The following is a 22,697-nucleotide window of genomic DNA, read 5'->3' on the forward strand; positions in this document are numbered from 1 at the left end:
ATCTATCCTTGCAGCCTTTATTTTTTAGAAAGCCTGTGGACCATCTCAACAAGCGCTATCACATTATCAGGAGAGGTCTGCGGCACAACGCCGTGCCCCAGATTGAAGATATGACCTTTCGCAGATGATGCCCTGTCTAAAACATCCTGCACCCTCTTCTCTATCTCCTGCTTCGGAAGGAACATTGAGAGCGGGTCAAGGTTGCCCTGCACCACGACATCTCCGCCAAGCCTTCTGATAGCATCATCTATATTTATTCTCCAGTCAACTCCATATACATCTGCCCCTGATGTCTTTATATCCTCAAGAAGCCCGGCTGTCTCACCTACAAAATAGATAATAGGAACTGTTTCAACTCTTTCGGCCTTCATCCAGCTCCTCAGGTCTGTGATTATCCTCTGAACATATGACAGCGCATGCTCCCTGAAATCTGAAGGCGAAAATATCCCGCCCCATGTATCAAATATCTGCACCGCCTGTGCGCCCGCGCTTATCTGCGCCTTGAGATACTCTGTTATTGTGGCTGTGACCTTATCCATCAGAGATCTGTAGAGCGCGGGGTTCTGATAGATCATCATTTTGGTGTTAAGGAAATTTCTCGAGGTGCCGCCTTCGATCATGTAGGTTGCTGTTGTAAAAGGCGCGCCTGCGAAACCTATGAGGGGAACCCTTCCGGCAAGCTCTTTCCTCAAGAGACGGATGGTGTCCATAACAAAACCCATCCTCTCTTCAGGGTCAGGAACAGAGAGTCTATTCACAGTGGCTGCGTCGCGTATCGGAGGCGAGAGCAGAGGCCCCTTGCCTTCATGAAAATCAAGACCTATACCCATAGCCTCGCACGGAATAAGGATGTCGGAAAATAATATCGCGGCATCCACGCCGAGAATATCTATCGGCTGAATAGTTACCTCAGCCGCAAGCTCGGGAGTCTTACAAAGAGTCAAAAAATCAACCTTACCTCTTACCTTCTGATATTGAGGCAGATATCTTCCTGCCTGCCGCATTATCCATATGGGTGTGTATGAAACTTCTTCCCCTCTGCATGCCTTTAAAAAAGTATCATTCATGATCTTATCCCTTCTGCTGCTCGTTTTTATTTTTACCTTCTTTCAGCATTTTTACCGGAACATAACCGCAGAACGGTTCCTCGTCCATATAATCCCCGGTCACGGCATATGCGCGCGCCCTGCATCCGCCGCATACATTTACGTATTCGCATGAACCGCACTTTCCCTTGTATGACTTGAAGTCTCGCATATCTTTGAAAAGCACGGAATTCTCCCATATATCCTTGAAAGTCTTCTCCCTGATGTTGCCTGCTGATTTAGGAAAATAACTGCAAGGAAGCACATTGCCGTCCACATCTATGAGGCAGATGAGCTGGCCCGCGAGGCATCCCTTTGAACCGCCTGTGGAGAAATTAAGTGTGCGGCGCGCAAATTTCTCGCCCTCCTCTTTCTGCATCTGAAGCACTATCCTGTAATAGTGCGGCGCGCAGGTGGGGCGCACAAGCATATCCTTCTCATTCTTCTCCATCTCATAATGCCACTTGAGCAGCTCCTCGTAATCCTCTTTGGATATCAGCTCATTCATGATATCCTCTCCCCTTCCTGTGGGAACGATCATGAACATATACCATGCAGTGGCGCCGAGCTCTTTTGCCAGTCTGCTGAGCTTTGGTATCTCACCCTGGTTTCTCTTTGTGAATGATGAATTAATAAGAAACTTGATATCGTGTTTTCTAAAAAGGCCTGTGGCGTTGATAACGCCGTCAAATGCGCCTTTCTGGTTTCTGAAATTATCATGAACCTCAGCTGTTGAACCGTCAAGGCTGAGCGAGACCATCTTCACGCCTGAATCCTTCATCTTCAGACAAACCTCTTCTGTAACAAGAGAGCCGTTTGTAGCAATGCACATCCTCAGCCCTTTATCAGTGCCGTACTTTGCGATATCAAAGACATCCTTGCGTAAAAGAGGCTCTCCACCGGAAAGCACGATCACAGGCTTTGCATAACTTGTTATATCGTCAATTACGCGGTACGCCTCTTCTGTTGAAAAATCAGGATGGCCCTTGGCCTCCATTTCAGACGAGGAACGGCAGTGAACACACTTGAGATTGCACCTTCTCGTTATCTCCCAGGCTATCCACTTAGGTTCAAATTTCATCGACATTCCAGATACTCCCATGTATATATTGCATAATGTGACTATTATAACATTAGAATTAAATCGATACTATACTTCAGGAAAGCCTCACAAATACCTCATTGGAGAGGAGCAGTCCGCGTCTGGTCAGCCTCAGATTGGTTTCATATGAGCATTCTGAATTCGTGATCTCGATCAGGCCATTTGCCTGCATATCCGCCAATTCAGCCTGATAATGACTTAAGATATTCATCCCGTAGCGCTTGAAGAAAGATTCGACATTTATTCCATCAGTCGTTCTAAGTCCGAGAAAGATAGCCTCAGAGGCAGCCTTCTCTTTGGTTATATAAACTTCTTCCTGAACAGGGCTTCTATTATCAGAAATAGCTTTAAGATAATCTTCCAGATCGCCAATGTTATAAGAACGGTTTCCATTGATGAATGAATGCGCGCCTAAGCCCGCGGCGTAATAATCCCCCCTGTCCCAGTAGTTGAGATTATGGCGGGACCGGCAGCCGGGTTTTGCAAAGTTAGATATTTCGTAATGCTCATAGCCTGATAAAGATAAATGGTCAATTGTGTGGTTATACATTTCAATGATCAACTCCTCATCTGAAACTGAAATACCGCCCTCTTTGATACGCTCATGCAGTAATGTCCCATTCTCAACGGTAAGCTCGTATGCAGATATATGCTCAGGGCCAAGCTGAACCGCTTTTTGAAGCGTCTTCTTCCAGCTCTCTATGCTCTGTCCCGGAATGCCGTAAATAAGGTCAATGCCGATATTTTGAAAGCCCGCCTCTCTGGCAAGATAAAATGCCCTCTCTGCTTCTGAAGAAGAGTGAAGCCTGTGGAGCAACTTAAGTTCATCATCATTGAAAGACTGAACTCCGATGCTTAACCTGTTCATCCCGGCTTCTTTAACATCTCTCAATTTTTCCAGATCAAGAGTCCCGGGGTTTGCCTCTATCGTTGCCTCACCTCCCCTTTGCCCCACCTTAATAAGGGGGGGATGGGGGGGTGAAAAATCAAAGCGTGTAAAGATATGACCGATGAGATCCTTAAGAAATTCTGTAGGAAGAGCTGTTGGCGTGCCTCCGCCAATGTATATAGTTGAAAATGAGGTGCCGCGAGGGATTGCGAGTATCTCTTTTTTCAGAGCTTTGATATATGCAGCAGCCTTTTGCGGGTCATATATCCCAGAGACAAAATCGCAGTATATGCAACGCTTCAGACAAAACGGGATGTGGACATAGAGGGATGCAGGCATGGGTTATTGTAGTAGAATAACTCCCCCATTCCCCCTCTTAGCTTAAGAGGGGGTGGCAAAGCCGGGGGCGTTATATAATCTCCTGTGCCTTATTAAATAGATCGTTAAGCTTCTTGCTCTCATCAACAACCTTTACCAAAATACCGGACAAATCTTTCTCGCCGAGAGACTCTGCCTTTGATGCCCATTCCTTATAAGTATTGATATGCGCATCATTGTGTTCGATCCAGTGTTCAAGAAGATGTTTCAGTTTTTCAAGTTCTGTCATATAGCTCCGGTTAATTGTAGGATTATTACTTAAAGTCCAAACAGCAGTACTGATACTCCGCAAAAACTTATTATCGCTCCTGCGATTGCATGGGTATAACGCTCAAGCCCTTTGGCTGGGAGAATATTTATTCCGTATATAGAGACAAGCACAATGCCGAGCATGGTAGATATAGTTACCAGGCTGAATACTCCCGCAACAAGCCCGAGACCCAGCATGCTGTGCCTTGCGGCAGGATACATAAGCATCGGGATCAGCGGCTCGCAAGGGCCGAGGATGAAAATTATAAAAAGCGCCCATGGAGTGACGATACCGGAATTCTTCTTTTTATGCAGATGCAGATGCTCTTCAGCATGAACATGAGTATGCACATGCTCAGCGCCGCCTCCGTGATGATGTATATGTGTGTGCGGCCTGTTCCTGTAAGCCCTCCTCATTCCCCAAGCAAAGTAGACTAGGCCGAACGCTATAAGCGCCCATGTTGCAATATCTCCGCGAAACGATTCAAAGACCTCAAGCTTTGAAACAGCCAGTCCGAAAGTTATGCCTACTGTACCCAGCAAAACTGAACTCAGGACATGCCCGATGCCGCATAGAACGGTAACAAGGGTAGTCTTGCGCATGGACCACTCACCGGACTTTGACATCGCTATGAAAGGAATATAATGATCAGGCCCTAACAGCGTGTGAAGAAACCCGATAGAAGCTGCCGCAGTCACAAGTATCATCAATTCATTTGTCATAAGAATTCTCCTTCCAGCTAAAATAAAAAAACCACGAAAGTTTCAAAGGTCTTCTGACCTCTCAGCCTTCGTGGCGTGATTTAGTTTTACACACGGCTTTATAAGATGTCAAGAATGCTTAACATCTTCATATCAAAGTCTGTATTAATATGCTATGAAGCTTTCAACCGCTTCTTTGTCCACTCTATCAGCCCGCCGGCAGAGATAAGTTCCTGCATGAAAGGCGGGATCGGTTTTGCAGTGTACTCTTCGCCTTTGGTAATGTTCTTTATAACACCTTTGTCAGCGTCCACCTCTATGACATCGCCTTCGGATATCTTTTCAGATGCCTCCTCAGACTCAAAGATGGGAAGCCCGATATTGAACGCATTCCTGTAGAATATACGCGCAAAGCTCTTTGCCACTACTCCCTGCATACCAGCGGCCTTGATTGCTATAGGCGCGTGCTCGCGTGAAGAACCGCAGCCGAAGTTGGCGTCAGCGATTATCATGTCGCCTTTTTTAACCTTTGACGGGAAATCTTTATCAGCATCCTCCATGACATGCTTTGCGAGTTCATTCGGGTCAGATGTATTAAGATATCTTGCCGGTATGATCGCGTCAGTATCTATATCCCTGCCAAACTTCCATACTCTTCCTTTAAGTATCATAATACCTCCTCCGGTATGGCTATCCTGCCGAGAACTGCGGATGCTGCGGCAACTGCCGGGTTTGAGAGATAGACCTCGCTGCCCGGGTCTCCCATCCTGCCGACAAAGTTCCTGTTGGTAGTGGCAAGCGCCTTCTCGCCTTTTGCAAGTATGCCCATATGACCGCCGAGGCATGGCCCGCATGTCGGTGTTGAAAAGACCGCCTCTGCGTTTACAAATATCTCTGCCAATCCCTCTTTAACAGCCTGCAGGTATATCTGCTGTGTCGCAGGAATGACTATCATTCTCGTGTTAGGGTTGACCTTCTTTCCTTTGATTATCTCTGCAGCTTCCCTCAAGTCCTCGATCCTGCCGTTTGTGCATGAACCTACAACCACCTGATCAATGGTGATATGCGAAAGCTCTGCCGCAGGTTTTGTATTTGAAGGAAGATGCGGACACGATACTGTAAGCGGTATCTTTGAACAGTCATACTCCCTGACATCAACATACTTTGCATCAGTATCGGATGTATAGAATTTATATTTTCTCTTTGCCCTTCCCTTTACATACTCTTCTGTTATCTTGTCAGGGACGATGATGCCGTTCTTGCCGCCTGCCTCAATGGCCATGTTGCACATGGTCAGCCTTCCTGACATTGAGAGTGAACTTATCGTCTCGCCCTCAAACTCCATCGCCCTGTAAAGAGCGCCGTCAACCCCTATGTCACCGATGGTATGAAGTATAAGGTCTTTGCCGCTGACCCATTTGTTAAGCTTGCCGTAATAGACAAACTTCATAGACTCAGGGACCTTGAACCAGCACTCGCCTGTCGCCATGGCTGACGCGACATCTGTGGAACCGACACCTGTGGAGAATGCGCCGAGAGCGCCGTATGTGCATGTGTGGCTGTCAGCGCCTATCACAAGGTCGCCTGACGCGACGATACCCTGCTCAGGAAGAAGCGCGTGTTCAACACCCATCCTGCCTACTTCAAAATAGAGTTCAAGTCCGTAATCCTTTGAAAATTCCCTGAGCATCTTGCACTGTTCAGCAGCCTTGATATCTTTCTGCGGCGCGAAATGGTCGGGGATAAATGTCACCTTTCCCTTGTCAAACACACCCTTTGCGCCAGTCTTTTTGAACTCTGTGATCGATATGGGAGCTGTTATATCATTGGCAAGTATAAAGTCCACCTTCGCAAGGATAAGCTCACCCGGAACAACTTTATCCTTCCCGGCATGCGCCGCAAGTATCTTCTCTGTAATAGTCACATTCCCTCCGTATCTTAATGAACTACTTTAACTTTTTCTTCTTTGCTTCCAGCTTGTTAAGAACATTAATATAAGCCTTTGCAGAGGCGATAATTATGTCAGTGTCAGCGCCGTGGCCGCTCATGGATTTGCCGTCTTCATCAAGCGTGACCATGACCTCGCCGAGGGCGTCAGTGCCTCCGGTTATGCTCTTAACCTCATACTTCAAGAGCTTGCTCTTTGTCCCTGTGATTGCGGTTATCGCCTTATACACCGCGTCAACCGGCCCGTCACCGTTCATGGTTCTCTGTTTATCTTTGCCTCTGATCTTCAACTTGATCATAGCCTTGGGCTTTTCATGAAGCCCTGCGGATATCTTCATATCAACAAGGCTGAAGACCTCGGGAACCTTTGTTACTTCATCAGATACAAGTGCCTCGATATCCTGATCGTATATATCCTTCTTCTGGTCAGCAAGGTTCTTGAATCGTTCAAATGTGCTGTTGAGTTCCTCTTCGCTGAGAGTGAAGCCAAGTTCAGCAAGCTTTGTCTTGAAGGCATGCCTTCCCGAGTGTTTGCCGAGTACGAACTTTGTCTTGTGAAAACCGACAGTCTCAGGCCTTATGATCTCATAAGTGGTCTTCTCCTTCAGAAGCCCGTCCTGATGTATGCCTGATTCATGCGCAAATGCGTTAGCTCCGACGATCGCCTTGTTAGGCTGGACCGACATGCCTGTTATCTTGGTCACAAGCCTGCTGCTTCTCATTATCTCTTCGGTATTGATCTTCGTATCAGCATTATATATATCACGCCTTGTCCTTAATGCCATGACAACCTCTTCCATGGAACAGTTGCCCGCGCGTTCGCCTATGCCGTTGATGGTGCATTCTATCTGCCCGGCGCCGTTTATTACAGCGGCAAGCGAGTTGGCAGCGGCAAGGCCGAGGTCATTATGGCAATGCACCGCTATGACAGCCTTATTGATATTCTTCACCTTCTGAGTTATCGTCTTTATCATCTTTCCGAACTCTTCAGGAATGGTGTAGCCTACCGTGTCGGGAATATTCACCGTCAATGCGCCTGCGTCAATGACCGCCTCTACGACATCACACAGATATCCGATATCAGTCCTCGTTGCATCCATAGGAGAAAATTCAATATCATCAGTAAAACTCTTTGCGTATTTGACCATCTCCACAGACCTCTTAAGCGCCTCGTCACGGCCAATGCGGAACTGGTGCTTGAGATGGATATCTGACGTTGAGTGAAAAGTATGTATCCTCTTCCTCTTGGCATCCTTAATAGCTTCCCACGCGCGCTTGATATCGCCCTCTTTCGCCCTCGCAAGGCTGCACAGGATCGGCCCTTCAACCTCGTCGCCTATTCTTTTGATCGCGTCAAAGTCGCCCTGTGATGCTATGGCAAAACCCGCCTCAATAATATCGACTCCGAGACGCGCAAGCTGCTTTGCGACCTGCACCTTTTCATCAACATTCATCGAAGCGCCCGGAGACTGCTCGCCGTCTCTTAATGTAGTATCAAATATCTTTATCGTTCTCATTCTTCCCTGTCAACAGCCTTATTGCTTTTTGATATATTCGATCTCTTCCCCTTGAAGAGACGGTAAAAACCTTCCAGAATCCCCCAGGAGACATAAATTGCAGAGAGGATGAACATGACTATCTCAGGGTACATAAATATAAATGCAAGAGCTGTTACAACACCGACAAGGAACCAGAAAGGCGTGCCCTGTTTTGTAGAGACCTCTTTTATCCCATGATAAGTAAACGTGCTCACCATCAGCGCGGCGAGAAGAAAAGGCAGCACCATAAGAGTGTAGCTCTTAAGCGGCGGAACCCCTCCCCACATCTCTGAATGGAAAAGGATAAGTGTTGCAATCATGGTAGCGGCTCCGGGGATCGGCAGTCCTGTAAAGGCCTTGCTCTCAGCAGTATCCTTCTGCACGTTATACCTCGCAAGCCTTAGCGCGCCGCAGACGACATAAAAGAAACACGCGCCCCAGCCAACCCGTCCAAACTCGTTCAGTCCCCATCCATATATAAGCACTGCCGGGGCAACACCGAATGCGATGAGGTCAGACAGGGAGTCAAGCTGTATCCCGAACTTTGTCGCGGTATTCGTCATCCTTGCAACCCAGCCGTCAAGCCCGTCAAATATGACAGCCGCAAGGATGGCCCATGCGCCATGAACATACTGCCCCTTAAAGGTTGACATGATGGCATAGAAGCCGAAGAACATCCCGCAGAGCGTGACCGTATTTGGCAGTAAGTAGATACCTTTTCTCATGATTTCACCTGACTGATAATTCCTAAAACCGTTTCCCCTGCCTTTACTTTATCTTTTAATTTTACTTTAATTTTCGTATTAAGTGGCAAAAAAATATCAACCCTTGAGCTGAACTTGATTATGCCGAACCTCTCGGCCTGTTTCAGCACATCCCCGGGCTTCACCCTGCATACCGCGCGTCTTGCTATAAGCCCTGCCACCTGCCTTACAACTATATTGCCATGCACAGTATTAAATAGCATGGTTATGTGTTCATTTGCCTTTGAAGCCTCCTCGCTCCATGCTGCCATGAACCTTCCGGAATAGCGCTTAACATCTTTAACAGTGCCGTCACAGGGAACCCTGTTAACATGTACATTAAAGGCGTTCATGAAGATGCTCACCTCGATCATCTTCTCATTCGTTATCTCATCTTCAACGATCTCCCGTATCTGCACAACGCAGCCGTCCGCAGGCGCGATCAAGGTATTGTTATCTGCGGAAAATACCCTCTCAGGGTCTCTGAAGAAATAGAGCATGAAGAGCGTAAGGAGAAATGGAAGCGCAGCCACCCACAGATTGCCGAAAAGCAGGGTCAGCAGAGTAATAACTGTAAAAAAAATGATAAAGGGATAGCCTTCCCTGGCATACTTCAACATTTTCTCAGTAACCGGTATTGAATAGTGAGAAGCAAGGCGCTACGCCTTTGACTTATCTACAAGCTTGCCCTTTTTGAGCCACGGCATCATCGCCCTCAGCTTTGCGCCGACCTTCTCAATAGAGTGCTCTTCGCCTCTTCTGGTAAGCGCGTTAAAGACAGGCTTGTTCGCCTTGCATTCAAGCATCCACTCGCGCGCAAATACACCCGACTGGATCTCATCAAGGATCCTCTTCATCTCTTTCTTTGTCTCGCCGGTAATAACGCGCGGGCCCCTTGTGATGTCGCCGTACTGGGCTGTATTGCTTATCGAATACCTCATGTTTGAGATACCGCCTTCATAGAGAAGGTCAACAATGAGTTTGACCTCATGCATGCACTCGAAGTATGCCATCTCAGGCGCGTAGCCTGCTTCAACAAGCGTCTCGTAGCCTGCCTGAATAAGAGATGTAAGCCCGCCGCATAATACAACCTGCTCCCCGAAGAGGTCTGTCTCGGTCTCTTCCCTGAATGATGTTTCAATAACTCCCGCCCTTCCGCCTCCTACTGCGGATGCATATGAAAGCGCAAGTTCCATCGTATTTTTTGAAGGGTCCTGATGTATCGCAACAAGGCAGGGCACGCCGCTGCCTCTTTCATATTCAGCCCTCACAAGATGTCCCGGGCCTTTAGGCGCGACCATGAATACGTTAATATCTTCAGCAGGAACTATCTGGTTGAAGTGTATGTTAAAACCATGCGCAAAAGCGAGATATGCACCCTTTTTGATATTCGGGGCTATCTCATCCCTGTATGTATCGCCCTGGCTCTCGTCAGGAAGAAGGATCATTATCACATCAGAAACCTTTGCTGCATCAGCAGGCACCATTGTCTTAAAGCCTGCCTTCTTGGCCTTTTCAAAACTGGAACCCTTTCTAACTCCTATGATAACGTCCACGCCGCTCTCTTTTAAATTATTTGCATGGGCGTGCCCCTGGCTGCCGTATCCCATGATACAGACCTTCTTCTTTTTTATAAGATCCTTCTTGATAGTTTTATCGTAATGAATATTCATTAAATCCCCCTCTGGAAATTGAGCAGTCTTCTGACTACATAGATTATTTTTTAACGCCTTCTCTTGCTATCGCAACCTTGCCTGTGCGGACAAACTCTTTTATATTGTACGGCCTCATCATCTCTACGAACGCCGAGATCTTCTTCTCGTCTCCGGTTATCTCAATGGTAAATGTCTTCGGGCCTGAATCAATTATCCTTCCCCTGAATATTTCGGTTATCCGAAGCGCGTCAGGCCTGTCAGCCTTTGCCGGAGCGATCTTGACAAGAACCATCTCCCTCTCAACATGCTCGACCTCCATCAGATCCGTGACCTTGATAACATCTATAAGCTTATTGAGCTGCTTGGTTATCTGCTCTATTATAAGGTCATCTCCATGTGTGATGATCGTCATGCTGGAGATATCAGGATCGATCGTCTCTCCGACAGAGAGGCTTTCGATATTGAATCCGCGGCCGCTGAAGAGTCCTGAGACCCTGGAAAGAACGCCGAACTTATTTTCTACAAGTACAGAAATTGTGTGCTTCATAACGAGACCTTCCTAAGCGATCTTTATTTGACTGCTGTCAAACTTCTGCTTCTTTTCCTTCTTCTCACCGAATATCATCTCATCTATGGCTGCGCCCGCAGGAACCATGGGATAGACCTTCTCATGCCAGTCAACCACAAAGTCCATAAATACCGGCCTGTCCTTTATCTTCAATGCTTCCCTGAGAACAGGCTCAACTTCTTCAGGTTTTGTCGCCCTCAGCCCGACAGCGCCGTATGCCTCGGCAACCTTTACAAAGTCAGGCACAACATCAAGATTCGTATGAGAATATCTCTCGTTGAAGAAAAGTTCCTGCCACTGCCTTACCATTCCGAGATAGCGGTTGTTAAGAATCGCGACCTTGATCGGCAGTTTATTGATGACTGCGGTGGCAAGCTCCTGAATATTCATCTGTATGCTCCCGTCACCTGCGATATCAAATACGGTCGCCTTAGGCATTGCAAACTGCGCGCCTATAGCGGCAGGAAATCCGTATCCCATTGTGCCGAGCCCGCCTGATGAAAGCCATGTTCTGGGCTTGTCATATTTATAGAACTGCGCAGCCCACATCTGGTTCTGGCCGACCTCTGTGCATATCACAGCCTCGCCATTTGTAAGTTCATATATTTTCTCAACAACAAACTGCGGCTTTATGATCTTATCGTCATGTTCATAGTCAAGCGGCCTCTCCTTCTTCCAGGTATCCACCTGCTTCAGCCATGACTTTCTTACAGCGCCCCATTGCTCTTTTGTCTCTTTAAGGTTCTTTATTATCTCTTTAAGCACCTGCTTTATATCTCCCACAACAGGAACGTCAACCCTTGTGGTCTTTCTTATCGATGTAGGGTCAATGTCTATATGAACTATCCTTGCCTTTGGAGCAAAGTCTGCTGTCCTTCCTGTTACACGGTCATCAAACCTGACACCTATGCCGACGATAAGGTCGGCATTCTGAACAGCCATGTTTGCGCAGTATGTGCCGTGCATACCTAACATTCCCATTGAGAGATTGTTGGTCCCTGGAAATCCACCAAGCCCCATCATCGTCACGGTGACCGGTGTCTTTGTGAGCTCTGCCAGTTCCTTAAGTTCCTTTGATGCGCCGGAAAGTATAACTCCGCCGCCTGCCATTATTACAGGCCTCTTTGCCTTTGCGATCTCCTCTGCAGCCTGCTTCATCTGCCACTTGTTGCCCTCATATTTCGGGTTGTAGCTTCTGATATTCACTTCTTTAGGCCATACAAAATCGCACATGCCTGAAGTAACATCCTTCGGCAGGTCTATGAGCACAGGGCCCGGCCTTCCGGTTGAGGCAATATGAAAAGCCTCCCTTACGGTCTGCGCAAGGTCCTTTACATCTTTAACAAGATAATTATGCTTTGTGCAGGGCCTCGTTATTCCGACTATATCCGCTTCCTGAAACGCGTCATTGCCGATAAGCATTGTCGGGACCTGGCCTGTAAAGACCACGATAGGTATCGAGTCCATAGAAGCAGTGGCAAGTCCTGTCACAGTGTTTGTCGCGCCCGGGCCTGAAGTGACGATAGCCACGCCGACCTTGCCGCTGACCCTTGCGTAACCGTCAGCAGCATGCACTGCTGCCTGCTCATGCCTCGTAAGTATGAGTTCCAGATCCTTCTCATCATAAAGAACGTCAAAGATATTGAGGACCACACCTCCGGGATAACCGAAGACATGCTTTACTCCCTCTTTTTTCAGACATTCGATCAGTATTTCCGCGCCGCTCATTTTCATTTGTTTTTTACCTTGATTATATCTTTAGATTTTCATCACAGCACCGGTGCTTGCCGATGTAACATGTGAAGCATATCTGGCAAGCCAGCCTTTGCGTATCTTAGGCTTAAAAGGCTTCAGATTCTTGAGCCTGTTTTTTATCTCTTCATCACTAAGTTCAATGTTAATTTTTCTCTTAAAAATATCTATGGATATTACATCACCGTCTCTCACAATAGCAATAGGGCCACCCTCCATAGCCTCAGGGGAAATATGGCCTATACAAGGCCCTCTTGTACCTCCTGAAAAACGGCCGTCAGTTATGAGCGCGACTGAATCGCTAAGGCCCATGCCGGCGATCGCGGCGGTAGGGCTCAGCATCTCCCTCATTCCGGGTCCGCCCTTCGGCCCTTCATACCTGATGACAACCACATCTCCGGGCTTTATCTTGTTTGAGAGTATAGCCTTCATGCCTGCCTCTTCAGAATCAAAGACCTTGGCCCTGCCCTCAAACTTCATCATCTTCTCACTGACCGCGGACTGTTTTACTACAGCTCCGTCAGGTGCGATATTGCCCTTCAGTACAGCTATGCCGCCCTCTTTATGATAAGCCTGGGAAAAAGGCCTGATAACCTTTGCATCCATAATCTCAGCATTGTCTGCGATATCAAATGTTTTGGTGCCTGTAACAGTCAAAGTATTTTTCAGCTTGCTCTTGAGCCTCTTCATGACAGCGGGTATGCCGCCTGCATATTCAAGGTCTTCAAGGTAATCCGTTCCGCCCGGAAGCATGTTGGTCAGATGCGGAGTTTTTTTGCTTATAATGTCAAAAAGCTCAAGCGGCAGTTCAACACCTGCTTCATGTGCTATCGCAGTGATATGCAGAACGGTATTGGTAGAACCGCCTAATGCCATATCAACCGCGATGGCGTTCTTTATGGCATCCAGCGTCATTATCTTTCTCGGCGTTATCTTCTTCTTTACCAGCTGGACGATCCTCTCTCCGCTGTGAAAAGCGATCATCCGCTTTTTTGAAGAAACGGCAAGGCTTGTCGCGCATCCTGTCAGGCTCATGCCCAGAGACTCTGTAACACAGGACATTGTGTTGGCTGTATACATACCCTGACAGGAACCCGGCCCCGGGCAGGCGCACATCTCAAGGTCTTTGAGTTCCGAATCATTTATAAGCCCCTTTTTATATTTTCCTACCGCCTCAAAAGTATCGTTTACCATTGAAAGCCTCTTGCCTCTCAAGTTCCCGGAATACATCGGCCCTGCAGTCACAACAATAGAAGGGATATTGACACGCGCGGCAGCCATAAGCATGCCGGGTGTTATCTTGTCGCAATTGGTCAGAAGCACTAGCCCGTCAAACTGATGGGCCTCTGCCACAGTCTCAACCATATCCGCGATAAGCTCTCTGGAAGGGAGGCTGTAATGCATTCCGCTATGCCCCATCGCAATGCCGTCGCATATGCCTGGTATCCCGAAGAAAAAAGGATAACCTCCGCCGGTATGCACGCCCTTTTCAATGAACCTCTCAAGGTCGCGCATGCCTGAGTGCCCCGGGATAATATCGGTGAAGCTTGTCGCGACACCGATAAAAGGCTTCTTCATCTCAGAACGCGGAAGCCCTGTTGCATGCAGCAATGCCCTGTGCGGCGCCCTTTCCAATCCTTTTTTTATCTTATCGCTCTTCATAATGTTTTTTTTACTTAGCGTTTCATCCCATTATGTGATAACAGAACCCGCCACATAATTGTGACGGGTATTATCAGCTGCGTAAATCTGATGAAAACTTTCTATTTTACTTAACTTTGTACTGGCTTATAATCTGCGCCATCTGGTCTTTATAATGGAGCTTCTGCTTCTGCATAGTCTTCTTGTCGACCTCTTCTTCAGTAGTAAGGTGTTTCTTCTTCTGCAGTTCATCAAGTATCAAATCTAACTCCCTGTGCTCATTTTCAAACTTAATGAATTCTTCACTCTCACTTCTTAATGCCTTGATTATCTCACTCTCTTTCAATAGTTAACCCTCCTTATGGAAATAAAGGTGAATTGAAATTTATCATATTTTACAAAATAATTCAAACTGAGCTTTGATAAAATCCCTTAGATTTCAATGGGATAAAATGTGTTAGAATTCAGGATACGAGGATTCAAGGGTTCTGGTGACCAAGGAAAATCCACTTGAATCCTTTACCCCATGGTCCCTTAAGCCCTTTTTTATTCACTTTTAAGGCAAACATGATGAATATTGAACTCATAGACTCTCACTGCCATCTCGATATGGAGCCTTTTGATATCGACAGGGATGAGGTCATTAAAAGGGCAAAAGAGAGCGGCGTTGGGTATATCATTAATATCGGCTCTGACAGAGAAGGGAATATTAAGTCTTTAGCGATTGCAGACAAGTTCCCTCACATCTACTCAACAATAGGCATCCATCCCCATGACGCAAAGACGCTTGATGACAAGCTCTTTAATGAACTGAAAGAGTGGGCTAAGAATCCAAAAGTCGTTGCTATCGGTGAGATAGGCCTTGATTACCACTATATGCACTCTGCTAAAGATATACAGATTTCAGCCTTCAAAAAGCAGATAGCGCTTGCAAAGGAACTCTCTCTTCCCATCACAGTTCACAGCCGTGAGGCAGAAGATGACACATTGGACATTCTCAATAAAGATGCTAAAGGCCTTACCGGCATTTTGCACTGCTTTTCCGGCGACGTGAATATGGCGAAGAAGGTCATTGATATGGGCTTTTACATCTCAATAGCAGGGCCTGTCACTTTCAAAAAAGCTGAAGAACTCAGAGAGGTCGCTAAGATGATCCCTGATGAAAACCTCCTTATTGAGACCGATGCCCCGTATCTCAGCCCTGTTCCGATGAGGGGAAAGAGGAACGAGCCTGCCTATGTCAGATACACGGCACAGGCGATTGCTGATATAAGAGGTGTGACTTTAGAAGACATCGCAAGGATAACTACACTGAATGCAAAGAGCCTCTTCAAGATCGGGGCTATACCCAAAAATGGAGCTATTGCTTACAGGATAAGAGACTCGCTTTATCTGAACATCACAAACAGATGCACGAACAGATGCAGCTTCTGCGTCAGGTTCCATACAAGTTTTGTTAAAGGACATAACCTCCACCTTGAAAACGAGCCGTCTGCAAAAGATGTAATAAATGCGATCGGAGATCCATCACATTACAAAGAGGTCGTCTTCTGCGGTTTGGGTGAGCCGTTGATGAGGTTGGATATTGTAAAGGAAGTTTCAACATGGCTGAAGAGCAAAAGAAGCAGAGTCCGTATTAATACCAATGGCCATGGAAACATGATACATAAAAGAAACATCCTGCCTGAACTTGAAGGTTTAGTTGACAGCATGTCGATAAGTCTTGATGCAGATAATAAGGAGAAATACGATAAGGTCTGCAAACCTGACTTCAAAGATTCATTTGAAGGCGTGATCTCATTTATCAGAGAAGCAAAGAAATACATCCCCGAAGTGAACGTCACAGTTGTCAAACTCCCGGACATTGACATTGAGAAATGTGAAAAGATAGCAAAGGATCTGGGGGTCGGGATCAGGATAAGAGATTATAATGTCGTAGGATAGCTTGACTATTAATTGTCGTATGATAAAATCAATTCAAAATATGTTTAAGGAGATCATTTCATGTCTAAATCTATCAAGGGAACAAAGACAGAACAGAATCTGTTAAAGGCTTTCGCAGGCGAATCGCAGGCGAGGAACAGGTACACATATTTTGCCAGCGCTGCAAAAAAAGAAGGGTACGAACAGATATCGGCATTCTTTATTGAAACAGCGGAGAATGAAAAAGAGCATGCAAAGGTCTTTTTTAATTATCTTGAAGGCGGAGACCTGGAGATCACTGCGGCTTATCCTGCCGGAAAGATCGGGAGCACGGCTGAGAATCTTGACCACGCTGCAGCCGGTGAGCATCTGGAGTGGACAACACTCTATGCGGATTTTGAAAAGACTGCAAGGGATGAAGGCTTTCCCGAGGTAGCTGAATCTTTCAAACAGATATCCATTGTTGAAAGATTTCATGAGGGAAGATACAGAAGGCTGGCGGCCAATCTTAGAAGCGATTCCGTCTTTAAAAAGCCTTCGGCATCAAAGTGGCACTGCAGAAACTGCGGCTATGTTATTGAAGCTGCTGACGCGCCCAAAGAATGCCCTGCATGCAAACACCCGCAGGCTCATTACGAATTGCTGGCTGAAAATTATTAAAAATATTCCTGGAAATTAATACCTGACATTCTCTAAAAACAGCCCGCAGGAAGGCGCAGTCTTTCCTGCGGCGCTTCTGTCTTTGGCATTAAGTATCTCTTCCATCTGAGCTGGAGATGTCCTGCCCTTCCCTACATCAACAAGCGTGCCGACGATATTGCGTACCATGTGCCTGAGAAAGGCATTAGCCTCAATACTGACCTTGATCACAGGAATATTGAGCTTGAATGTCATGAAATCTATCGACGGCATTTCTGATATCTCTATGCTCATCACATTTCTAACAGGATGTTTTGAACCGCAGCCCGAGGCTCGAAAGGATGAGAAGTCATGCTCGCCAATCAAAACCTTCGAAGCCTCTTTCATAGCATTGACATCTAATGGATTCCTTAAGGGCATCTGCCACGCGTATCTGTTGAGAAATACATTTTGAGGAACTGCGGTTGAGATGATATATGAATAGCGCTTGCTCTTTGCGTCATATCGCGGATGAAAACTTTCATCACACTCTTCAGCATTCATGACCCTGATGTCCTGCGGTATGTTTGAGTTAATAGCCCGGAGAAATTCATCAGGCTTCATTGCTGAGTCTGTCTTGAACGATGCCACAAACTCTAACGCGTGAACACCTGCGTCTGTCCTTGAGCATCCTGTGATACGGATAACCTCTTTTGTGATGGCAGAAAGCGCGCTCTCAAGAACTCCCTGTATCGTCCTGTCCTTCTCCTGAACCTGCCAGCCGGAGTAGCCGGAACCGTCAAACTGAAGCGTGAGTTTTATATGCCTCATAAAGCCTTTTTATCTTTTAAGTTAATAAGTTAGCTTGAATTATTTAAACAAGTATACTATGTTTTCTTATCATTATAACAGGTCAGGAGATGAAAGATGCTTTCTAAAATACTGAGCGCCGCATTGATCGGGATAGACGCACATGTCGTGGATGTTGAAGTGGATATCACATCAAGAGGGCTGCCGCATTTTTCAACCGTCGGCCTCCCGGACGCAGCGGTAAAGGAGAGCAAAGAGCGCGTGAAGTCAGCGCTGAAGAACACAGGCTTCAACTTCCCGCTCAAGCAGATCACCGTTAACCTTGCGCCGGCCGACATAAAGAAAGAAGGCTCTGCTTTTGACCTCCCGATTGCGATAGGCATAGCTGTTGCCGAGGGTGTGATCGAAAAGAATTCCATTAACGGTTATATGATATCCGGCGAGCTCTCTCTTGACGGAAAGATAAAACCTGTCAAAGGCGCACTCTCCATGGCGATAAGGGCGAGGGATGACAAGCTGAAGGGGTTGGTCATTCCAAGAGAAAATGAGAGAGAGGCAGGTGTAGTAAAAGGCATTGATGTCTTCGGCTTTGAAAGCCTGCCTGAGCTGATAGATTTCTTTAATGGTAATAACAATAAAAAACCGATCGATATAGACATATCCGAGATAATGAAAGAGAACTCTGTATATATCAACGACTTCTCTGATGTAAAGGGACAGGAGCAGGTGAAGCGCGCGCTTGAGGTATCAGCAGCAGGCGGGCACAACATCCTTCTCATCGGCCCTCCCGGCTCCGGAAAGACGATGCTTGCCAAAAGGATCCCGACGATACTCTCTGACATGACGTTTGAAGAAGCTCTTCAGACAACAAGAATACACAGCGTAGTCGGCATACTGAAGAGAAAGCAGCCGCTCTTTGCCACCCGCCCCTTCCGTTCCCCTCACCATACATTATCCGATGTCGCAATGGTCGGAGGCGGGACTGTGCCAAGACCCGGAGAGGTCAGCCTCGCGCATAACGGAGTGCTCTTTCTTGACGAGCTTCCAGAGTTCAAGAGAAATGTCCTTGAGGTCCTTAGGCAGCCGCTTGAAGATGCCTCTGTCACGATATCAAGGGCTGTCAGTTCGATAACCTACCCTGCCTCTATAATGCTCGTCTGCGCGATGAACCCGTGCCCGTGCGGTTATCTCGGCGACCCGAAACACCAATGCACATGCTCCCCGTCCCAGATACACCGTTACAGGCAGCGTGTCTCCGGCCCGCTGCTCGACAGGATCGATATACACGTAGAAGTTCCGGCGGTGCCGTACAAGGAACTTTCAAACGAATACTGCGGAGAGTCTTCAGATATCATCCGCGCAAGAGTTCAAAAGGCAAAAGAGATACAGACCGAAAGATTCCACAAAGAGCATATCTACTCAAACTCCATGATGGCTTCAAGGCAGATAAAGAAATATTGCAGGCTTGAGGCAGACGCTCAAAGCATACTTGAAGCAGCTATGCACAAACTCGGACTCTCGGCAAGGGCATACACAAGGATACTCAAGGTCAGCAGGACAATAGCTGACCTCGAAGGGTCTGAGGGTATAAATGCAGAACATATCTCAGAGGCGATACAGTACAGGACGCTTGACAGAGAGGTTGTTTAAAATCCTAATGCGTCGTCTTCAAACTTTTTATATAATCTTCAAAACAACTGGTGACGTTCATGACCTCACAGCCGAGGCCGTTGAGTTCATTGTATTCCCTGAAGTCAGGTGATGACATGTTTCTTTTAACTTTGAAAGGGGCTATCAGCACCTTATCCTTTAGCGGCATGTCAATCTCAACAACAGAGCCTTCAGGAACTCTTAACCTTGTGCTGATGAAGACGCCTTTATTGGAAAGGTTCACCACAACACCGGGATACGAGACCTCGTTATAAACCAGCCTGGCTGACAGCTTGACCGGAACTCTTTCAAATGTTCTTTTTTCCATATCTTTAAATTAAGTATTTAATATTTCAAGATAGTACGTTAAAAAAACAACAGATGCAAATCTTTTTTCTTAAATATAGGTAAGCCAGGACTTGTAGGCCTTCTCCTCGCCCTTCACGATCTTAAAGAAAAGCTTTTGAAGCTTCTTTGTTATCGGCCCGGGCTTGCCGCTGCCTATCATCCTGTTATCCACCTCTCTGATAGGCGTAACCTCGGCAGCTGTGCCTGTGAAAAATGCCTCGTCGGCTATGTATATCTCATCCCTTGTAATGCCTCTCTCTGTTACCGGTATCTTAAGTTTACGAGCCATATCCATTATGCTCTTTCTGGTAATGCCCTCAAGCACAGACGGCAGCGGAGGGGTTATAAGTTCGCCGTCCCTGACGATAAAGATGTTCTGCCCGGTGCCTTCAGAGACCATGCCGTTGGTATCGAGGAAGAGAGCTTCATCATAACCGCCTGCGATAGCCTCGCGCTTTGCCAGTGTGGAGTTCACATAATCACCGCAGGTCTTGCTCTTGGTCATGGATATGTTTACATGAAGCCTGGCAAATGAGGTTATCTTCACCCTGATGCCGTTCTTTATTCCGTCATCTCCGAGATAAGCGCCCCAGGGCCATGTGGCGATAGCGACATTTATAGGGCTGCCCTTTGGGTATATGCCCATGACGCCGTAACCTATATATACGAGCGGGCGGATATAGCATTCCTTGAGATCGTTCGCCTTTATCGTCTTGATTATCGCGCTGCTGATCTGATCAGGCGTGAAAGGAGGCGTGATCTGTAATATATGGCAGGAGTCAAAGAGCCTGTCCACATGCTCCTGCAGCTTGAAGATGGCTGACCCGTTCTTTGTCTTGTAGCACCTGATCCCCTCAAACGCTCCCATGCCGTAATGAAGTGTGTGGGTTAAAATGTGAACATTTGCATCAGCCCAGTTAACGAGCTTTCCATCCATCCATATTTTTTTTAGGCCCTTAAACATTTCTCCTCCTGAAAGTGCGGATAAAATAATTAAAATCTATACTGCATAAAATCAAATTCATTGTCAATAAAAAATGCGATATTTACGTCATCATCCCCAGCCGTCCTTGCCCAGAAGAGGCACAAAGACACAGCCTGTTGATTCTGTGACAGTTATGCCTGATGATGTCTTTTCAACAAGCTGAAGCACCTGTGAATAGCGGCTGCCTACAGGGATCACAAGCCTGCCGCCTGTCTTGAGCTGGCCGATATAAGCCTGCGGGATATCCGGGGCAGCGGCAGTAACGATAATAGCGTCGTAGGGCGCCTCTTCGGGCAGCCCTAACGTTCCGTCACTGACGGATATCTTCACATTACCGTAATTAAGTTCATCCAGCACCTTTTTTGCTCTCAGCGCAAGGGCCTCGATCCTTTCAACTGAAAACACCCTGGATGCGAGCCTTGACAAGAGAGCGGTCTGATAACCTGAGCCGGTTCCTATCTCAAGAACCTTTTCATCGCCTTTCAGTGCAAGCAGCTCTGTCATAAGCGCAACCATATACGGCTGGGATATGGTCTGGTTCTCTCCTATCGGAAGGGCGCAGTCATCATACGCCATATACTTCAGGTCATCGCTGACAAACACATGCCTGGGTATCTCTTCCATTGCTGAAAGCACACGCTCATCCAGTATGCCCCTGCGCCTGAGCTGTGTCTCGACCATCAACATACGTTCGCTGTAATATTTATCACCGGACATTGTTATAAGATCAGCCTATCCTTTTCAAAATCTCCCTTGCCGCAATCACCCCGGATGCGGAAGATTGAATAAGCCCCCTGCTGACACCTGCGCCGTCACCTATCGCAAAGAGGTTCTTGATCTCTGTCTCAAGGTTAGAATCAAGTTTGATCTGCCTGGAATAGAACTTCACCTCCACACCATACAGAAGAGTATCAGCACTGTTAACGCCGGGAGCGATCTTGTCCATAGCCTCAAGCATCTCAAGAATGTCGGATACATACCGGTACGGCAATACAAAACTTAAGTCTCCCGGTGTTGCATCTGAAAGAGTCGGTTTCACACGGCCTTGTGCTATCCTCTTAACATTTGATCTCCGTCCCGCATGAAGATCACCAAGCCTCTGAAGTATTATCCCCCTGCCGAGAAGGTTTGCAAGATACGCTATGCTCCTTCCGTAAAGATGCGGCTCGTCAAAAGGTTCTGTGAAGCTCGTGCTTACAAGTATTGCAAAGTTCGTGTTCTCCGTCTTCTTCTTTGAATAGCTGTGGCCGTTCACTGTCCAGATGCCCTTTACATACTCCTTTACCACCTCGCCGTAAGGATTAACGCAGAAGGTCCTTGCCCTGTCATTAAACTTTCTTGATTGAAAGATAAGTTTAGGCTCATATACAACCTCTGTTAAAGGCCTCAGCACTTCTGCCGGAAGTTCTACCCTCACGCCTATATCCACAGGATTTTTCAATAAGGAGAGCCCCATCGCCCTCGCCTGCTCTTCAAGCCAGAGCGCGCCTTCCCTGCCGGGAGCGATAACCACAAAATCAGAATGAAAGATATCTCCGCCCTTTGTCTTGATCCCGATGACCTTATCTTTTTCAAACAGGATCGAACTGACATCTTCGGAAAAAATGATATCAACATTTGAATTCAGCGCGAGCTTCATGTTTGTCAAAACAGCAGGACACATGTCCGTGCCTATGTGCCGTATCTTTGAAGGGATGAGAGTGAGGCTGTTTGCTGAGGCAAGCCTGCTCAGCTCTTCAACCTTGTCAGTATCATTGCCGTAAACCTTTTCCGGAGCGCCGTGCTTCACATATATGTCATCTACATATTTCAGAAGTTCATCTAATTCAGGGCTGTCAATATATCGCAAAAGGTTGCCGCCTGTATCCTTTGACAGAGTCAGCTTGCCATCACTGAATGCGCCTGCTCCTCCCCAACCGCATAAGAGACTGCATTGAGGGCATTCATTGCAGAATACGCCTTTGGTTTCTGAAGGACATATCCTCTTTTCCAGTTCCCTGCCCTTTTCAATTAGTAGAATATTGATCTCCCTGCCTGAAGAGACAAGTTCAAGCGCGGCAAAGATACCGGCAGGGCCTGCGCCTACAATTATTACATCATAATTTTTCATAAAC

General features: G+C 46.9%; 23 protein-coding genes. 3 read left to right on the forward strand and 20 right to left on the reverse strand.

Annotated elements, in window-relative coordinates:
• Positions 1-17 precede the first annotated feature (17 nt).
• From hemE to Q7U10_01215, 15 genes are all read right to left on the reverse strand, one after another.
• On the reverse strand, positions 18-1,067 hold the full coding sequence (gene hemE, locus Q7U10_01145) for a uroporphyrinogen decarboxylase (protein ID MDO8281223.1): 1,050 nt from the start codon (positions 1,065-1,067) through the stop codon (positions 18-20).
• A 4-nt stretch (positions 1,068-1,071) separates the two neighbouring features.
• Positions 1,072-2,166, reverse strand: coding sequence for a radical SAM protein (locus Q7U10_01150; protein MDO8281224.1), 1,095 nt, complete (start codon positions 2,164-2,166; stop codon positions 1,072-1,074).
• A gap of 76 nt (positions 2,167-2,242) precedes the next feature.
• Positions 2,243-3,415, reverse strand: a complete 1,173-nt coding sequence (hemW, locus tag Q7U10_01155) for a radical SAM family heme chaperone HemW (GenBank protein ID MDO8281225.1) — start codon at positions 3,413-3,415, stop codon at positions 2,243-2,245.
• Positions 3,416-3,485: 70 nt separating this feature from the next.
• Positions 3,486-3,683, reverse strand: coding sequence for a hypothetical protein (locus tag Q7U10_01160; protein ID MDO8281226.1), 198 nt, complete (start codon positions 3,681-3,683; stop codon positions 3,486-3,488).
• A gap of 29 nt (positions 3,684-3,712) precedes the next feature.
• Positions 3,713-4,426 carry a sulfite exporter TauE/SafE family protein gene (locus Q7U10_01165; GenBank protein ID MDO8281227.1) on the reverse strand — a complete coding sequence of 238 codons (714 nt, stop codon included), beginning with the start codon at positions 4,424-4,426 and terminating at the stop codon, positions 3,713-3,715.
• A 152-nt stretch (positions 4,427-4,578) separates the two neighbouring features.
• The gene (gene leuD / locus Q7U10_01170) at positions 4,579-5,076 is read right to left on the reverse strand and encodes a 3-isopropylmalate dehydratase small subunit (protein ID MDO8281228.1); all 498 of its coding nucleotides are present in this window, start codon (positions 5,074-5,076) and stop codon (positions 4,579-4,581) included.
• The gene (leuC, locus tag Q7U10_01175) at positions 5,073-6,329 is read right to left on the reverse strand and encodes a 3-isopropylmalate dehydratase large subunit (protein ID MDO8281229.1); all 1,257 of its coding nucleotides are present in this window, start codon (positions 6,327-6,329) and stop codon (positions 5,073-5,075) included. Before leuC ends, leuD begins: the two co-directional genes overlap by 4 nt.
• Before the next feature lie 22 nt (positions 6,330-6,351).
• Positions 6,352-7,869 carry a 2-isopropylmalate synthase gene (locus Q7U10_01180; protein MDO8281230.1) on the reverse strand — a complete coding sequence of 506 codons (1,518 nt, stop codon included), beginning with the start codon at positions 7,867-7,869 and terminating at the stop codon, positions 6,352-6,354.
• Positions 7,866-8,615 carry a CDP-diacylglycerol--serine O-phosphatidyltransferase gene (pssA, locus tag Q7U10_01185; GenBank protein ID MDO8281231.1) on the reverse strand — a complete coding sequence of 250 codons (750 nt, stop codon included), beginning with the start codon at positions 8,613-8,615 and terminating at the stop codon, positions 7,866-7,868. The genes Q7U10_01180 and pssA overlap by 4 nt, the downstream gene beginning before the upstream one ends.
• Positions 8,612-9,253, reverse strand: coding sequence for a phosphatidylserine decarboxylase family protein (locus Q7U10_01190; GenBank protein MDO8281232.1), 642 nt, complete (start codon positions 9,251-9,253; stop codon positions 8,612-8,614). The genes pssA and Q7U10_01190 overlap by 4 nt, the downstream gene beginning before the upstream one ends.
• A 39-nt stretch (positions 9,254-9,292) precedes the next feature.
• A complete protein-coding gene (gene ilvC / locus Q7U10_01195; GenBank protein ID MDO8281233.1) occupies positions 9,293-10,306 on the reverse strand; it encodes a ketol-acid reductoisomerase in 1,014 nt (337 codons plus the stop codon).
• Between the two features lie 43 nt (positions 10,307-10,349).
• Positions 10,350-10,835: an acetolactate synthase small subunit gene (ilvN, locus tag Q7U10_01200; GenBank protein ID MDO8281234.1), complete on the reverse strand. Its 486-nt coding sequence runs from the start codon at positions 10,833-10,835 to the stop codon at positions 10,350-10,352.
• Positions 10,836-10,847: 12 nt separating this feature from the next.
• The gene (ilvB, locus tag Q7U10_01205) at positions 10,848-12,590 is read right to left on the reverse strand and encodes a biosynthetic-type acetolactate synthase large subunit (protein MDO8281235.1); all 1,743 of its coding nucleotides are present in this window, start codon (positions 12,588-12,590) and stop codon (positions 10,848-10,850) included.
• Positions 12,591-12,614: 24 nt separating this feature from the next.
• Positions 12,615-14,270 (reverse strand): dihydroxy-acid dehydratase, encoded by a 1,656-nt coding sequence (gene ilvD, locus Q7U10_01210; GenBank protein ID MDO8281236.1) that lies wholly within the window; start codon positions 14,268-14,270, stop codon positions 12,615-12,617.
• A 106-nt stretch (positions 14,271-14,376) separates the two neighbouring features.
• A complete protein-coding gene (locus Q7U10_01215) occupies positions 14,377-14,595 on the reverse strand; it encodes a DUF465 domain-containing protein (GenBank protein MDO8281237.1) in 219 nt (72 codons plus the stop codon).
• A 224-nt stretch (positions 14,596-14,819) separates the two neighbouring features.
• Here Q7U10_01215 and Q7U10_01220 point away from each other — a divergent pair, with 224 nt between their 5' ends.
• Together Q7U10_01220 and Q7U10_01225 are read left to right on the forward strand one after the other, a co-directional pair.
• Positions 14,820-16,193, forward strand: coding sequence for a YchF/TatD family DNA exonuclease (locus tag Q7U10_01220; protein ID MDO8281238.1), 1,374 nt, complete (start codon positions 14,820-14,822; stop codon positions 16,191-16,193).
• Between the two features lie 60 nt (positions 16,194-16,253).
• Positions 16,254-16,832, forward strand: a complete 579-nt coding sequence (locus tag Q7U10_01225) for a rubrerythrin family protein (GenBank protein MDO8281239.1) — start codon at positions 16,254-16,256, stop codon at positions 16,830-16,832.
• Positions 16,833-16,847: 15 nt separating this feature from the next.
• Here Q7U10_01225 and truA read toward each other — a convergent pair whose 3' ends face one another.
• Positions 16,848-17,621 carry a tRNA pseudouridine(38-40) synthase TruA gene (gene truA / locus Q7U10_01230; GenBank protein MDO8281240.1) on the reverse strand — a complete coding sequence of 258 codons (774 nt, stop codon included), beginning with the start codon at positions 17,619-17,621 and terminating at the stop codon, positions 16,848-16,850.
• Between the two features lie 96 nt (positions 17,622-17,717).
• Between truA and Q7U10_01235 the strand changes: the two genes are divergently transcribed.
• Positions 17,718-19,250 carry a YifB family Mg chelatase-like AAA ATPase gene (locus tag Q7U10_01235; GenBank protein ID MDO8281241.1) on the forward strand — a complete coding sequence of 511 codons (1,533 nt, stop codon included), beginning with the start codon at positions 17,718-17,720 and terminating at the stop codon, positions 19,248-19,250.
• A 4-nt stretch (positions 19,251-19,254) separates the two neighbouring features.
• On the opposite strand, the gene Q7U10_01240 is transcribed toward Q7U10_01235, so the two are convergent.
• The 4 genes from Q7U10_01240 to Q7U10_01255 all read right to left on the reverse strand — a co-directional run bounded on the left by Q7U10_01240 (position 19,255) and on the right by Q7U10_01255 (position 22,693).
• A complete protein-coding gene (locus Q7U10_01240; GenBank protein MDO8281242.1) occupies positions 19,255-19,578 on the reverse strand; it encodes a PilZ domain-containing protein in 324 nt (107 codons plus the stop codon).
• Between the two features lie 69 nt (positions 19,579-19,647).
• Entirely contained in the window at positions 19,648-20,562 is a 915-nt protein-coding gene (locus Q7U10_01245) for a branched-chain amino acid transaminase (GenBank protein MDO8281243.1), read from the reverse strand.
• A 90-nt stretch (positions 20,563-20,652) separates the two neighbouring features.
• Positions 20,653-21,300 carry a protein-L-isoaspartate(D-aspartate) O-methyltransferase gene (locus tag Q7U10_01250; GenBank protein MDO8281244.1) on the reverse strand — a complete coding sequence of 216 codons (648 nt, stop codon included), beginning with the start codon at positions 21,298-21,300 and terminating at the stop codon, positions 20,653-20,655.
• A gap of 10 nt (positions 21,301-21,310) precedes the next feature.
• Positions 21,311-22,693: an NAD(P)/FAD-dependent oxidoreductase gene (locus Q7U10_01255; protein MDO8281245.1), complete on the reverse strand. Its 1,383-nt coding sequence runs from the start codon at positions 22,691-22,693 to the stop codon at positions 21,311-21,313.
• Positions 22,694-22,697: the final 4 nt, after the last annotated feature.

This window comes from Thermodesulfovibrionia bacterium, assembly GCA_030646035.1.
Taxonomy (GTDB): Bacteria; Nitrospirota; Thermodesulfovibrionia; order UBA6902; family UBA6902; genus JACQZG01.

Excerpts from the sequence above, each read along its gene's own strand:
- hemE (MDO8281223.1), bottom strand. The coding sequence starts at position 1,067 with ATGAATGATACTTTTTTAAAGGCATGCAGAGGGGAAGAAGTTTCATAC.
- Q7U10_01150 (MDO8281224.1), bottom strand. The coding sequence starts at position 2,166 with ATGAAATTTGAACCTAAGTGGATAGCCTGGGAGATAACGAGAAGGTGC.
- hemW (MDO8281225.1), bottom strand. The coding sequence starts at position 3,415 with ATGCCTGCATCCCTCTATGTCCACATCCCGTTTTGTCTGAAGCGTTGC.
- Q7U10_01160 (MDO8281226.1), bottom strand. The coding sequence starts at position 3,683 with ATGACAGAACTTGAAAAACTGAAACATCTTCTTGAACACTGGATCGAA.
- Q7U10_01165 (MDO8281227.1), bottom strand. The coding sequence starts at position 4,426 with ATGACAAATGAATTGATGATACTTGTGACTGCGGCAGCTTCTATCGGG.
- leuD (MDO8281228.1), bottom strand. The coding sequence starts at position 5,076 with ATGATACTTAAAGGAAGAGTATGGAAGTTTGGCAGGGATATAGATACT.
- Q7U10_01180 (MDO8281230.1), bottom strand. The coding sequence starts at position 7,869 with ATGAGAACGATAAAGATATTTGATACTACATTAAGAGACGGCGAGCAG.
- pssA (MDO8281231.1), bottom strand. The coding sequence starts at position 8,615 with ATGAGAAAAGGTATCTACTTACTGCCAAATACGGTCACGCTCTGCGGG.
- Q7U10_01190 (MDO8281232.1), bottom strand. The coding sequence starts at position 9,253 with ATGTTGAAGTATGCCAGGGAAGGCTATCCCTTTATCATTTTTTTTACA.
- ilvC (MDO8281233.1), bottom strand. The coding sequence starts at position 10,306 with ATGAATATTCATTACGATAAAACTATCAAGAAGGATCTTATAAAAAAG.
- ilvN (MDO8281234.1), bottom strand. The coding sequence starts at position 10,835 with ATGAAGCACACAATTTCTGTACTTGTAGAAAATAAGTTCGGCGTTCTT.
- ilvB (MDO8281235.1), bottom strand. The coding sequence starts at position 12,590 with ATGAAAATGAGCGGCGCGGAAATACTGATCGAATGTCTGAAAAAAGAG.
- ilvD (MDO8281236.1), bottom strand. The coding sequence starts at position 14,270 with ATGAAGAGCGATAAGATAAAAAAAGGATTGGAAAGGGCGCCGCACAGG.
- Q7U10_01220 (MDO8281238.1), top strand. The coding sequence starts at position 14,820 with ATGAATATTGAACTCATAGACTCTCACTGCCATCTCGATATGGAGCCT.
- Q7U10_01225 (MDO8281239.1), top strand. The coding sequence starts at position 16,254 with ATGTCTAAATCTATCAAGGGAACAAAGACAGAACAGAATCTGTTAAAG.
- truA (MDO8281240.1), bottom strand. The coding sequence starts at position 17,621 with ATGAGGCATATAAAACTCACGCTTCAGTTTGACGGTTCCGGCTACTCC.
- Q7U10_01235 (MDO8281241.1), top strand. The coding sequence starts at position 17,718 with ATGCTTTCTAAAATACTGAGCGCCGCATTGATCGGGATAGACGCACAT.
- Q7U10_01240 (MDO8281242.1), bottom strand. The coding sequence starts at position 19,578 with ATGGAAAAAAGAACATTTGAAAGAGTTCCGGTCAAGCTGTCAGCCAGG.
- Q7U10_01245 (MDO8281243.1), bottom strand. The coding sequence starts at position 20,562 with ATGTTTAAGGGCCTAAAAAAAATATGGATGGATGGAAAGCTCGTTAAC.
- Q7U10_01250 (MDO8281244.1), bottom strand. The coding sequence starts at position 21,300 with ATGTCCGGTGATAAATATTACAGCGAACGTATGTTGATGGTCGAGACA.
- Q7U10_01255 (MDO8281245.1), bottom strand. The coding sequence starts at position 22,693 with ATGAAAAATTATGATGTAATAATTGTAGGCGCAGGCCCTGCCGGTATC.